The sequence below is a fragment of the Actinocrinis sp. genome, from assembly GCF_035946395.1.
Classification (GTDB): Bacteria; Actinomycetota; Actinomycetes; order Streptomycetales; family Catenulisporaceae; genus Actinocrinis.
Window position 1 is genome coordinate 1 of record NZ_DASYZI010000249.1, and the last position, 13,383, is coordinate 13,383.

A 13,383-nucleotide genomic window follows, 5' to 3' on the forward strand; every position below is an offset into this window, starting at 1 on the left:
CCTCACCGGCGGAACCATCACCATCACCAACGTCGGCGTCTTCGGCGTCGACACCGGCACGCCGATCCTCAACCCGGGCGAGGCGGCGATCCTCGCGTTCGGTGCGATCAGGCAGCAGCCATGGGTCGTGACCGGCAAGCACGGCCAGGCGAAGATCAAGCCGCGCTGGGTCACCACCCTCGGGCTCTCCTTCGACCACCGGCTGGTCGACGGTGAGCTGGGCTCGAAGTTCCTGCGCGACGTTGGCAGGGTGCTGGAGGACCCGGTAGCTTCATTGGTGTGAGAGCAGCCCTGATTCAGTTCGACGTGGACCTTGGCCGCGCGCCGGAGAAGAGCCGGGCGCTGGCCGCGGCCAGGGTGCACGAGGCCGCCGACGCCGGCGCCGAGCTCGTCATGCTGCCCGAACTGTGGCTGCACGGCGCGTTCGACCCGGAGCCCTGGCAGGACGGCGCGGAGCCGGCGGACGGCGAGACGGCCCGGCTGATGCGGCAGACCGCGATGGACTGCGGCGTCGTGCTGCACGCCGGCTCGATCGCGGAGCGCGCCCCGGACGGCCGGATCTACAACGACTCGCTGGTCTTCGACGCGCGCGGCGAGCTGCTGAGCAGCTACCGCAAGATCCACCGCTTCGGCTTCGACAAGGGCGAGGCGGCGGTCATGTCCCCGGGCGGGCGGCTGGTCACGTTCGACCTGCCCGGCCCCGACGGGGTGCCGGTGAGCACGGCCGGCCTGGCCACGTGCTACGACGTTCGCTTCCCTGAGATGTACCGCGGCCTGCTCGACGCCGGCGTCCAGACGCTGCTCCAGGTCGCCGCGTGGCCGGCGCGCCGGGTCGAACACTGGCGGACCCTGCTGCGCGCCCGTGCCATCGAGGACCAGATCTTCGTGCTGGCGTGCAGCGCGGTCGGTACCCAGGCGGGCATCGACATGGCCGGGCACTCGCTGGTGATCGATCCCTGGGGCGACATCCTCGCCGAGGGCGGCGAGGGCGAGCAGATCGTCCACGTCGAGTTCGATCCCGGCCTGGTCTCCACGATCCGCGAGGGCTTCCCGGTGCTCAAGGACCGGCGCCTGTAGCGGACACCGCCGTAGCGAACACCTCGCATCCGTTCGACTACAATCGAACGATGCGTGACATCAGGCGGCCCCGAGTCCGCGCGCCGCAGCTCACCGGCCGCGGCTGGATCAATTCCAGCGGTTCGGAACCCGACTTGGCCGGGCGTATCGTGCTGCTCGACTTCTGGACCTTCTGCTGCGCCAACTGCCTGCATGTGCTGGACGAACTGCGCCCGATCGAGGAGGAGTTCGCGGACGTCCTGGTCGTCGTCGGCGTCCACTCGCCGAAGTTCGTGCACGAGGCCGACCGTGACGCGCTGGTGGCCGCCTGCGAACGCTACGACGTGCGGCACCCGGTACTCGACGATCCCGAGCTGACGACCTGGAAGGCATACTCGGTCCGCGCGTGGCCGACGCTGAGCGTCATCGACCCGGAGGGCTACGTCGTCGCCCAGATGTCCGGCGAGGGGCACGCGCACGGCCTGCGCACGCTGCTGGCGGAACTCGTCGCGCAGCACGAAGCCAAGGGCACGCTACGCCGCGGTGAGAGCCCTTACACTCCGCCGGAGCCCGAGGCGACCGCGCTGCGCTTCCCGGGCAAGGCGATCGCGCTGCCGGGCGGCACGTATCTGGTTTCTGACACTGCGCACCACGGCGTCGTCGAACTCGACGCCGATGACGCGGATGGCAAGACGGTGCTGCGCCGCTTCGGCTCCGGTCGTCGAGGCCTGATCGACGGCGCGGCGGCCGAGGCCCGGTTCAGCGAACCCCAGGGCCTGTGCCTGCTCGGCGAGCACACGGTGCTCGTCGCGGACACGGTGAACCACGCCCTGCGCACGATCGACCTGATCACCGGCCAGGTCGCCACGGTCGCGGGCACCGGCCGCCAATGGTCACAGGGCTCTGCTACCAGCGGTCCGGCCCGTGAGATCGATCTCTCCTCGCCCTGGGACGTGGTCGTGGCGGACGGCCGCGTCGTCGTCGCGATGGCGGGCATCCACCAGCTGTGGACATACGATCCGGCATCCGAGACAGTGGCCGTACTCGCCGGAACCACGAACGAAGGGCTCGTAGACGGCGAGTTGGCAGAAGCCTGGTTCTCCCAGCCCTCCGGACTCGCTGTGGACGCCGCCGGCCGGATCTGGATCGCCGACTGCGAGTCCTCCGCGCTGCGCCGCCTTGAATTGCACGGCCTCGACCTCGCCGAGGGGCGCGTCACGACGGTGGTCGGCCAAGGCCTCTTCGACTTCGGCCTGCGTGACGGCGCCGCCGACCAGGCCCTTTTCCAGCACCCGCTCGGCGTCACCGCGCTGCCGGACGGCTCGATCGCGATCAGCGACACGTACAACGGCGCGATCCGCCGCTACGATCCGGCAACCGATCACGTCAGCACTCTGATCACCGGTCTGCGCGAGCCCTCCGGCGCCTTGCTGGCCGACGGGCACCTACTCGTCGTGGAGTCCGCCGCGCATCGGCTGACCCGGGTACGCCTGCCTGAAGAAGCGCTCCGCGTCGAATCAGCGGCCTACCGCACGCAGCGTCCCGCCACCGAGCTCGCCCCCGGCGGCCTGGCGTTGTCAGTGGTCTTCGAACCGCCGACCGGCCAGAAGCTCGACGAGCGCTACGGCCCGTCCACCCAGCTGGTCGTCTCCGCCTCGCCCCCGGAATTGCTGCTCGCCGGCGCGGGCCGCGACACCGCACTGACGCGCACGCTGACGCTGAACGGCGCCATCGAATCAGGCGTCTTGCACGTCTCCGTCAAGGCAGCCTCCTGCGACGAGCCGCCGCAGGACGCGATGTCACGGGGCATGATGTCACAGGACACGATGTCGCAGGGCATGATGTCACAGGGCGCTGACCCGGAGGAGTTCTTCCCTGCCTGCCACATCCATCAGCAGGACTGGGGCATCCCGGTCAAGCTCGTCCCGGGAGCCCCAGCCCGCCTGCCGCTGATCCTGCGCGGCTTCGACGACGGTGCTTCCCAGAGCTGAGCCTTCAGGAAGCGGCTGAGCCTTCAGGGAGTGCAGGGAGTGAACGCGGGTTGCCGGCGGCGCGGCGGCCTTCCTGGACCGCAAGAAGGTGCGCTCAGACCAGCCGCAGGAAGGCGGCGAGGGCCGCCGCGAGGCGCCACGGGTCGTCCGCGCCGCACAGTTCGCGCGCGGAGTGCATCGACAAGCCCGGAACGCCGACGTCGAACGCCGCGATGCCGAGCCGGGACGAGGCCAGCGGGCCGATCGTCGAGCCGCAGGGCTGGTCGTTGCGCGAGACGAAGGTCTGCCACGGCACGCCGGCCGCCTCGCAGGAGCGCGCCCAGACCGCGCGGGTCGCGCCGTCCGTCGCGTAACGCTGATTCGCGTTCACCTTGAGCACCGGACCGCCGTTCGCGGCCGGGCGGTGCCCGGAGTCGTGCCGCTCGGGATAGTTCGGGTGCACGGCGTGCGCCAGGTCCGCGGAAGCCATCACAGAGCCCGCATACGCGCGCGCACGCGCGTCCACGCCGCCGCCGCGGGATTCGACGAGGCGCTCCAGTACCGTCTCCAGGAACGGCCCGGAGGCGCCGGTCGTGGAGACCGAACCGTTCTCCTCGTGGTCCATCGCGGCGAGCACCGGGATCGGGCCGCCGCCGATCCCCGCCTCGACCGCGGACAGCAGCGCCGCCACGCTCGCGTGCACGGACAGCAGGTTGTCCAGGCGCGGTGCCGCGATCAGTTCTGCGTCGCGGCCGAGGTACGCCGGCGGCGCGACGTCGTGCACCATCAGGTCCCAGCCGAGCACGTCGGCCGGGTGCAGGCCGTACTCCTGCGCCAGGAACATGATCAGGTCGCCCTCGTTCGGCTCGCCGACGCCCCAGATCGGCGTGAGGTGGACCTGCGGGTTGAGCTTGAGGCCCTCGCTGTTCACGGCGCGTTCGAGGTGGATCGCCAACTGCGGCACCCGCAACAGCGGCCGGGCCACGTTGACCAGCCGTTCGGAGCCGTCACGCAGCGCCAGGCGCCCGGCCAGGCCCAGATCGCGGTCGAGCCACGTGTTGTACAGCGGACCGCCGTACACCTCCACCGCGATCTGCCGCCAGCCCGCGGCTCCGGTGTCAGGCTGCGGCTTCACCCGCAGGTTCGGCGAGTCGGTGTGCGATCCGATGATCCGAAAAGGTCGCGACGGCTCCGCGCCCTCGGGCAGATACCAGGCGACCAGTGCGCCACCGCGGATCACGTACTGGCCGCCCGGCTGCTCGTCCCAGGCCGCCGTCTCGGACAGCTGCCGGAAGCCCGCCTTGTCCAGCAGCGCCGCTGCCTCGGCCACCGCGTGGTACGGCGTCGGCGAGGCGGCGAGGTAGGCAAGGAGGTTGTCCGTGTGCGAGCGGTCGAACGTTGCCATGCTGCCAGCTTACCCAGCTGCCACGGCACCACGAGGGTGCTGAAGATCTTGGCCGGATCAGCGCGATGACCATCCGGGATGCGGGTCCGGTTGCACCTGGCCAAGATCTTCGGCGCACTCGTGGGTCGCGCGTTCCGGCGGCGTCGACCCGGCCTGCTCGCCGAAGCTGAACCAGGTCCCTCGGAAGGAGCTCATCCCTTCCGGGGACCCGGCCCGCACAGCCCGATCACCAATCCGACCGGGCGCTCGTGCGCGCCGACCGGACCGGTGGGGTGATTCGGCCCCGTGCCTCGCCGCGAGGCTTAGAAAGCCTCCTCGGGCACATCCATCAGCGCGTTGTCCGTAGCCTCGACGACCGAGCGCCGGGCGGCGAGGAGCGGCAGGATGTGGCCGGCGAACCATGACGCCGCAGCCACCTTGCCAGTGTAGAACGGTACATCTTTAGCAGATGCGCCCCCGCCCTCGGCCAGCCGGTCCAGCGCGATCGCGGCCTGGCGCTGCAACAGCCAGCCGACGATCACGTCGCCGACCGCGTACAGGAAGTCGGTGAGGGACTGCGCGGCGACCTGGACCTGCCGCGGGTCCTCAAGCGCCTTCGCCGCCTGAGTGAACAGCGTGTTGGCCATCGCCTCGACGTCGGCCAGCGCGGCGCCGAGCCGCTCCCGCGCGGCCGCCAGCCGCTCGCCGCCGGCGTGCGAGTCCAGGAAGGCCTGGATCTCGGACTTGAGGTGGCCGAGCGCCTGGCCCTGGTCCTTGACGATCTTGCGGAAGAACAGGTCCATGCCCTGGATCGCCGTGGTGCCCTCGTACAGCGTGTCGATCTTGGCGTCCCGGATGTACTGCTCGATCGGGTATTCCTGTAGATAGCCGGAGCCCCCGAAGACCTGGAGCGCCTGGGCCAGCTGCTCGTAGGACTTCTCCGAGCCGTAGCCCTTGACGATCGGCAACAGGAAGTCGTTGATCCGCTCGGCCAGTTCGTCCCGGCCGCCGGTCGCGTGCGCCGCGTAGAGCCGGTCCTGCCAGCTCGCGGCGTAGAAAACCAGGGCGCGCATGCCCTCGGCGTAAGCCTTCTGCTGCATCAGCTGCCTGCGTACGTCCGCGTGGTGCGTGATGGTCACCCGCGGCGCGTTCTTGTCCGTGGCCCGTGGCAGATCTGGGCCCTGCACGCGGGACTTCGCGTACTCCAGCGCGTTGAGGTAACCGGTCGAGAGGGTGGCGATCGCCTTGGTGCCGACCATCATCCGGGCCATCTCGATGACGATGAACATCTGGGCGATGCCGTCGTGCACCTCGCCGAGCAGCCAGCCCTTGGCCGGGCGGTCGGCGCCGAAGGTCAGCTCGCAGGTGGTGGAGACCTTCAGCCCCATCTTGTGCTCGACGTTGGTGGCGAAGACCCCGTTGCGCTCGCCGAGTTCGCCCGTGTCCCAGTCGAACAGGTACTTCGGCACGATGAACAGCGAGAGGCCCTTGGTCCCAGGACCGTGCCCCTCCGGCCTGGCCAGCACCATGTGGATGATGTTGTCGGCCAGGTCGTGCTCGCCGCCGGTGATGAACCGCTTCACGCCCTCGATGTGCCACGTGCCGTCCGGCTGCTTGATCGCCCTGGTCCGCCCGGCGCCCACGTCGGAGCCGGCGTCCGGCTCGGTGAGCACCATGGTCGCGCCCCACAGGTTCTCCGCGATCCGCGCCGAGATCTTCCGCTGCTCCTCGGTGCCCTGCTCGTAGATCACCCGGCCGAAGTCGGTGCCGCCCGCGTACATCCAGACCGCCGGGTTCGCGCCGAGCACCAGCTCGCCGGTGGCCCAGCGCAGCGAGGGCGGGCTGGCGGTGCCGCCCATGACGTCGGGCAGGCACAGCCGCCAGTACTCGGTGTCCATATACGCCTTGTACGAGCGCTTGAACGACTCGGGCAGCGTGGCCGTGTGCGTCACCGGGTCGAAGTCCGGCGGGTTGCGGTCGGCGTCGGCGAAGGACTCGGCCAGCTCGTTGACGGCCAGCCGCTCGACCTCGGCCAGGATCGTGCGCGCGGTCTCGACGTCTATCTCGGGGAACGCGGCCGAGCCGTAGTGGTTCACCGAGTCGAACACCTCGAAGAGGTTGAACTCGATATCCCTGAGGTTGGACTTGTAATGCCCCATCGGTGGTCCTTTGCGTCCGCGGCTACCAGCGAGTAGAACTAGTCGGTAACCTCATGATGCTACTCATGGGTAACTTCACGCAAGCGTCCACCTGGCACGCATCCTGTCCGCACCGTCGCGCGGCCCGCTACGCTCGTCAGTTGTGTATGGCTACAACGGTGACGATTCCGGCGGCGGACAAGTTCTCCAGCCCTCGTTGGCGGATGCCGTCCGCGCCTTCGCCTCCGGCGCGATCAGCCCGGAGGACTTCCACGCGGTGTTCACCACGTGCAAGGTGTTCTGCCCCCGCGGCGAGCGGCCCGGTTTCCTGGCCCTGCACGACACGCCCCAGCCGGTGATCCCGATGTTCTCCTCTTTGGTCGAACTGCGCCGGTATTCCGGGGAGCAGTCGCGTTACTTCACGGTGACCGGGGCCGAGGTGCTCGACCTGCTGCCGACCGGGTACGGCATCGTGCTCGACATCGAGGGCGAGCACCGGGTGGTCTTCGACGCGCAGGCCATCGAGCAGATGATCGACTACACGATGAAGCGCATGTACGGCTGATCCGCGCCGGGTGTTCGACAACTGTTAACCCTCACTGCCCAGAGGGGCAGCACTGCATCCGTCGCTCTAGTCACGGCTGTACCTGCGGCGTTACTGTCCTGCCAGCACGTCTGTTCTTGACAAGGCATCAGCGTCATCCTGGGGGAGAGCCATGCCCGTGCCCGCCAGCTCCGCGCTCGACGAGCCCGCACTGATCACCGACCTGGTGAAGCGGAACCTCGGGCACGCTCCGCGCGCGACCGCCGTCGAGTGCGGCGAACACCGGCTGACCTGGCGCGAGCTGGACCAGCGGATCAGGCATGTGGCCAGCGGCCTGCGCGCCTCGGGAGTACGGCCGGGGGAGCGCTTCGCGGTGTTCTCGCAGAACCACCCGGCCTGCATCGAGGCGCTCTTCGCCGCTGGGCTCACCGGGGCGACCGTGGTGATCCTCAACTGGCGGCTGACCGACGACGTGATCGTCGGCATCCTGCGCCGCGAGCAGGTGAAGCTGCTGTTCGTCGGCTCCGACTTCGCCGAGCGGCTGGAGCGGATCCGCCCCGAACTCGACGACCTCTACACGGTGGTCATGGTCGGCCCGCCCAGCGACAACCCGGACGGCACGGACGACTACGAGCTCTGGCTCGAACTGCACGAGACCGGCGAGGGCATGCACGACGCCGCGAAGCACCGGCCGCACGTGGACGACCTGGTGCTCCAGGTGCACGTCAGTGACGATCCGGAGCACGTCACGCTGACCCACCGCGCGCTGCACCTCGGCGTCGCGGAGGTGTCGCCGGAGCCCGGCGACACCAAGATCGTCGTGGATCCGCTTTTTCTGAAGCGCGGCGTGCTGGCGGCGCTGCACGGCCTGCGGCACGGAGCCCGCACCGTGCTCGTGCGCGCGTGATTTCGCACCCGACCTCGCTAATTTTTGTTTAATTCAGATCATCGGTCGGCTAATTTCGTCATCAGGCCTCCGACACGCGACTGACCAGCAGATTCGCGTCGCCGTCGCGCGGGCGACCTATGTTGTGGATCATGGCGTTTCGTTTCAGCTGGGCCAGGTGGTGTCTGGCGGCCGTGACCGGGTGCGCCCTCGTCGGCATCGCCGCCGGTCCGGCTTCCGCCGAGAGGAGCGCCGCGACCGGCGTCGCGGGCAACTACCGGACGCAGACGAGGCTGTTCGTCGGCGACGGGTTCGACGCCTGCACCGCACCCTCGCCGCGTGCCATGTCAGCCTGGTGGAGAAGTTCCAGGTACCGTGCGCTCGGCATCTACATCGGCGGCATCAACCGCGCGTGCGGCGACGGCTATCTCTCCGACGGCTGGGTGCACACGGTCACCGCGATCGGCTGGCGTCTGGTGCCCATCTACGTAGGCCGGCAGGCCCCGTGCTCGCACCAGCCGCATCTGGCGCTGATGAGCGCGAAGACCACCTCGAACCAGGCCGCTGCCGCCGCCGACGACGCGGCGGCCCACGCCGTCGCGCTCGGCGTCGCCCACGGCAGCGCGATCTACCTCGACCTGGAGAGTTACAGCCGCCGGGACACCGCGTGTACGAACACGGTTCTGAAATACCTCAGCACATGGACGAACCGCCTGCACACGCATGGCTACCTCGCCGGCCTGTACTCCTCCGCCGGTTCCGGAATCACCGACCTCGCGCACGTGAGGCCGCCAGGCCTGGCCCGCCCTGATGCACTGTGGATCGCACGCTGGGACAACGGCCGCACGGTCCAGGATTCCGCGGTGCCGGACGGTTCGTGGACCCCGCACCAGCGGATCAAGCAGTTCACCGGCGGCCACAAGGAGACGCACGGCGGCGTGACCCTCGACATCGACAAGGACTGGATCGACGGACCTGTAGCCCGAATCGGCTAACCAGTCCTATATTCCCACGCTCTTACAGGCAGCCTCACGAAGACCGCAGCTGCACTTGAACACTGCCTCACCATGAGCGATCGGGGTCCGGGCGCCCCGATCCCGAACGGCCGGGCTGCGGCCGGCCACCGCCGGGGCCAGGGTAGTCATAGTCATCCCGCTCCGGCCGCCGCTGCTGCTGCGGCGGTCCGCCACGAAAGAAGTCGTCCCGCGGATCGTCGTCGTAACCCGGCTGGCGCGGCGGCGGTCCCGCCGGGCGCCCGCCGCGCGAGTCGAAGCCGTTCGGCCGGTCCCAACCGCCCGACTGACCTGCCGGTCCGGGTTGCGAACCCATCGGCGGCCGTCCGCCCGGCATGGCTCCCTGGCCGCGCGGTGCGCCGAAGCCGGGCGCGACCGGTCCGGGGCGGCCCGGTGACGGCGCCGGCGGCAGCGCGGGCAGGCCCGGCATCGGGCCGGCCGGCCGCGGCGCCGTGCCGAAGGAGCGGCCGGGCGCGGTCATCTCCGGGGTGATCTGCGGAATCATCGTGGTCGCCGCGGCGTATGCGGGCTCGTACGGAACCGGGGCGGACGACGGCTGGCTCGCGTACGGGTCCGCGCCGTACGAACCGCTGCCGTACGGGTTCCCGTCGAGCGGTGAGCCCAGGCCCGGACCGAGCGCGGGTACGCCCAGACCCGCCGACGAGACCGAACCCGGAGACAAACTCGACGGCGCCGCGCCGAGCGACATGCCCAGCGGGTCTTCCTCAATGGCTTTACGCGCCAGCTCGCCCACCGTCAGCGCCAGTTCCGTCGCCAGGTCCAGGGCGCGCGGCATGCGCGCGTTCTCCCGCATCCACCAGCAAACGATCTGCACGATCGACCCGGCCGCGTGCGGGCACAGGATGATGGCCGAGCGGATCGGCACCGCGTGCGCCGCGCCGGCGTTGAGCCGGTACCAGACGCCGTCCCGGAAGCCGACGGTCGCCTGTCCCACCGAATCGGGCAACACGACCTGGAAGTGCCGCTCGAAATCACGGATGGACTGGTCGTAGGGAGGCAGACTCATCGGGTCGCTCCCGGAGCACGGCTTATGGACAGCATCATGAATCCGCCTAGGCGTCGCAGCGGTAGGGAACGTGCTCGGGGTGCAACGCGCCGAACATGCACCGACGGTACTGAACAAGTGCCGTTTCCAACAGTCCCACCACGTACGACATTGGCAGTATGCCCAGGTACCAACGGTGCGGAGCCATGCAAATCAGGACACAGGGAACGGAAATTCGAGGTAAGCGACACTGCTCGCAGCTCCACGCTATCCCCTACGACTGACAAATTTGCGCCCCATCCGGTTACCCGGCCGGGCAGACCTTCGCCAGCAGGTCACCGATCCGATTCGCGACCTCGCCGTCGGTGGCGCGCTCGGCGAGGTAGAGCGCCGCGTCGCCGCCGCGCAGCCCGCTGGCGAACTGTGCGGAGTCCGTGCCCAATGCGGTGTAGACGACTATCGGTGTCGTGGTCAGCCGATCGCGGTCGCGCAGCCACTCGATGATCCCCGTGCGCCGCCGCCGGATCTGCATCAGATCCATGAGCACCACGTCGGGCACGCCGTCGGACGCCCGCTTGATGCTCTCCAGGTCGGTCGCCGCGAGCAGCACCTGCATCCCCTGCTGCTCAAGCGAGTGGCTCATCGCTTCGGCCAGGTCTTCGCGCGCTTCTATCAGCAGCACGCGCGGCAGTGAGACCGCCGGCGGCGTCAGCGCCTGGATCAGCAGCGCCGGATCAGGGCCCTGCGGTGGTTCGGCCGCGCCGCCGCGGATCCCGGCGGTGACCAGGATCGGCAGGCCAGCGTTGATCGCCGCGCCGCGCAGTATCCGCAGGCCGCGCCGGGTGATCGGTGCCGCGATCGGGTCCACCAGCACGGCACTCGGCTTGATCGAGCCCTGTGACGTGCGCTCGTTTATCGTGCGCGCGAGCGCGTCGAAGTTGTCCAGTGGCAGCGCGTCGTACCCGCGCTCGTCGAGCAGGTCGATCGTCGAGGGGTCCGGCTCGGGCCACAGCAGCAGCGTCGGCTCCCCGCTCGCCTCGCCAGTCGCCGGTCGCGTGACTGTCGCGCCGCCAGCAGCCGACCGAGCAGCACTCGTCTCAACCGCACTCGCCTGAACACCGCCCGTTCTCGCCGCAGGCTCGGAAGTAGCAGAAGCAGCAGCAGTACGCGGGCTGTCGACGACTATCGCCGGCATTACCTGCGTCGGCAAGTCATCCAAAACTCCGCCGCTCGCTGCCCGTGAACCAGGCTCGTGCAGCGCCCTCGCAGCGTTCGACGTCGTACCGTGTAGTTGATCCGAAGCAGCAACGCTCGTCTGGGAGCTGCTCTGATCCACGTTGTCGGTCGCCGCATCAGGCGTGACCGCCCGCCGCCGCCCCCGCGGCTGAACTTCATCCGCGCCCGCCGATACAGGCGCTGGCGTAGCCGTCGCAGGTGGCGTCAACTTCTCCACGTCTCGCTGCACAGGCTGCATCGTGAACCGGTTCGGCGTCACGGGATTCACCGGCACCGGATTGAACGGCACAGCGCTCAACGACGCGGCGCTCGACACCCCAGCGTTCGAATCCGTCGGCTTCCGGATCGTGACGCCCGTCCCAGCGCCCGGCCCCGCCCCAGTCCCCGCCGGAGCCGCTGGCGGCTTCGGCCCCGCGACCTGCTGATCGTCATCGTCCGATGCCCACGTCCTCGTCCCGGCCTGCGCGGTTTCCGTCTCGGCCTGCGGCTGCCAGGGCTGCTGCTCCTGCGGTTCGGTCACTTCCGCGCCGGCGGGTCCTTGCGTCGCCGCCGCCCCTGCTCCGGTCCCTGTCGCCTCCGCCTCGTCGTTCTGCGTTGCCGACTGCGGCGTCTGCGCCTCATCCGCGTCCGCCTGACCCCGCTGCGGGCGCGACCACACGTCGCTCGTCGGCAACGGCTTACTCGGTTTGAGGTCGAGTGAGCTCATTCCCGACGAACGCGACAGCGACGAGCGCACCTGCGCCGGGATCCGGGCCTGCCCGTTCTGCCCCGATGCCGCCGCCGAGACGACCGGCCGCCGCACGTCCGCGCCGTGGCTCGTGTGGTGACCGTTGGTCTTCTCCACCGGCGCCGCCTGGCCCGACGCAGCCACGGCCTCGACCGCTTCGCCATTGCTGCTGTTGCCGTTGTTGTTGCTCGAAGGCGGCCGAACCCGCGACGTCGGCAGGATCTGCGCCACCCGAACCGCCCGCGTGCCGTTCGCGATCGCCGCCGCGCCGCCGCCCTTGCCGTCGTCTGCCGAACCCTCCAGCGGCACCTCGACGACGTGCGTGTTGCCCTTGCCCGAGATCCGGTGCGTCGTCACCGTCCCCCGGTGCTGCGCGACGATCGCGCGCGCGATCGGCAGATGCAGCGGGCCGCCGCCGGTGTGCGGGCCGCGGATCTCGATCCGGGCCACCGGTCCGCGCCGCGCCGCGGTCACCACCACCTTGCCGCCGACCGGAGCGGCGTTGACCATGTCCGCGAGCAGATGCGCCAGCATCGTCGCGAACAACTGTGGATCGACCGCGACCTCTACATCGGCGGTGTGCACCATCAGGTCGACGCCCAGTGCCGCCGCGTCCGCCTCCGTCGCCTCCACCGCGGCGTCCACCACGGAGGACAGGGAGATCCTCTGCGTCTCGCAGGGTGTGTCGCCGACCACCATGTGCTGGTAGTCGACGATGTCGTCGGCCAGCCTCGCCACCTCGGCCAGGTTCGAGGTCGTCGAGCTGAGCACCTGCCGCACGGCCGGTCCCAGCTCGCCGATGCCGAGATCGGCCACTTCGCGCAGCTCGGCGAGCACCTCCGCCAGCGGCGCGCGCAGGTCGTGGTCCAGCACCTCGGCCAGTTCGCGGGCCCGGCGCTCCGCGGCGCGCGTCTCGCTGTTGTCCTCGAAGGTCATCACCGCGCCGATGATCACATCGCCCTCGTAGACCGGAGCGGTGGTCACGTCCACGGTCACCGAACTGCCGTCGCTGCGCCACAGCACCTCGTCGAGCGAGCGGTGCTTCGTCCCGGTGCGCAGGCTGTCGATCAGCAGCACCTTGTCTGCCGATATCGGGGTGCCGTCGGCGGCCGAGTGCGCGATCAACTCGTGCACGTCCTGACCGCCCAGGTCACTGGCCCGGTGCCGCAGTATCCGCGCACCGGCCGGGTTCACCAGCACGATGCGGGCCTCGCTGTCGATGCCGATGATGCCCTCGGACGCGGCACGCAGGATCAGCTCGATCTGGCGCTGCTGTCGGCGCAGCTCGGCCTCGACGTCGAGCACACCGGTCAGGTCGCGCACGACGTACAGGGTCAGTTCGTCCCCGTCGTCGGGCAACGCAGCCGTGTTGACCTCGGCGGGGAACGGCGTGCCGTCGGTGCGCCGCGCCGCCAGCCGTTCA

The 13,383-nt window shown here is 69.8% G+C and carries 10 protein-coding genes; 6 read left to right on the forward strand and 4 right to left on the reverse strand.

Annotation, left to right across the window (positions count from 1 at the left end):
- The 3 genes from VGS97_RS15150 to VGS97_RS15160 all read left to right on the forward strand — a co-directional run.
- On the forward strand, window positions 1-283 hold a 283-nt coding region (locus VGS97_RS15150), incomplete at its 5' end, for a 2-oxo acid dehydrogenase subunit E2 (protein WP_326854152.1).
- Window positions 280-1,077: a carbon-nitrogen family hydrolase gene (locus VGS97_RS15155; RefSeq protein ID WP_326854153.1), complete on the forward strand. Its 798-nt coding sequence runs from the start codon at window positions 280-282 to the stop codon at window positions 1,075-1,077. The genes VGS97_RS15150 and VGS97_RS15155, both read left to right, overlap by 4 nt.
- Window positions 1,078-1,127: 50 nt before the next feature.
- Window positions 1,128-3,047 carry an NHL domain-containing thioredoxin family protein gene (locus VGS97_RS15160; RefSeq protein ID WP_326854154.1) on the forward strand — a complete coding sequence of 640 codons (1,920 nt, stop codon included), beginning with the start codon at window positions 1,128-1,130 and terminating at the stop codon, window positions 3,045-3,047.
- A 94-nt stretch (window positions 3,048-3,141) separates the two neighbouring features.
- Here the strand turns inward: VGS97_RS15160 and VGS97_RS15165 are convergent, their stop codons facing one another.
- Window positions 3,142-4,431, reverse strand: coding sequence for a M18 family aminopeptidase (locus VGS97_RS15165; protein ID WP_326854155.1), 1,290 nt, complete (start codon window positions 4,429-4,431; stop codon window positions 3,142-3,144).
- Between the two features lie 302 nt (window positions 4,432-4,733).
- A complete protein-coding gene (locus VGS97_RS15170; RefSeq protein WP_326854157.1) occupies window positions 4,734-6,569 on the reverse strand; it encodes an acyl-CoA dehydrogenase in 1,836 nt (611 codons plus the stop codon).
- Window positions 6,570-6,711: 142 nt separating this feature from the next.
- Here VGS97_RS15170 and VGS97_RS15175 point away from each other — a divergent pair, with 142 nt between their 5' ends.
- The 3 genes from VGS97_RS15175 (at window position 6,712) to VGS97_RS15185 (ending at window position 8,973) form a co-directional block, all read left to right on the forward strand.
- Window positions 6,712-7,113, forward strand: a complete 402-nt coding sequence (locus VGS97_RS15175; RefSeq protein ID WP_326854158.1) for an SseB family protein — start codon at window positions 6,712-6,714, stop codon at window positions 7,111-7,113.
- Window positions 7,114-7,270: 157 nt separating this feature from the next.
- Window positions 7,271-7,999: an AMP-binding protein gene (locus tag VGS97_RS15180; RefSeq protein WP_326854159.1), complete on the forward strand. Its 729-nt coding sequence runs from the start codon at window positions 7,271-7,273 to the stop codon at window positions 7,997-7,999.
- A 131-nt stretch (window positions 8,000-8,130) separates the two neighbouring features.
- Window positions 8,131-8,973: a DUF1906 domain-containing protein gene (locus VGS97_RS15185; RefSeq protein ID WP_326854160.1), complete on the forward strand. Its 843-nt coding sequence runs from the start codon at window positions 8,131-8,133 to the stop codon at window positions 8,971-8,973.
- 67 nt (window positions 8,974-9,040) lie between these two features.
- On the opposite strand, the gene VGS97_RS15190 is transcribed toward VGS97_RS15185, so the two are convergent.
- The gene (locus VGS97_RS15190) at window positions 9,041-10,018 is read right to left on the reverse strand and encodes a hypothetical protein (protein WP_326854161.1); all 978 of its coding nucleotides are present in this window, start codon (window positions 10,016-10,018) and stop codon (window positions 9,041-9,043) included.
- Window positions 10,019-10,301: 283 nt separating this feature from the next.
- On the reverse strand, window positions 10,302-13,383 hold a 3,082-nt coding region (locus tag VGS97_RS15195; RefSeq protein WP_326854162.1), incomplete at its 5' end, for a PAS domain-containing protein.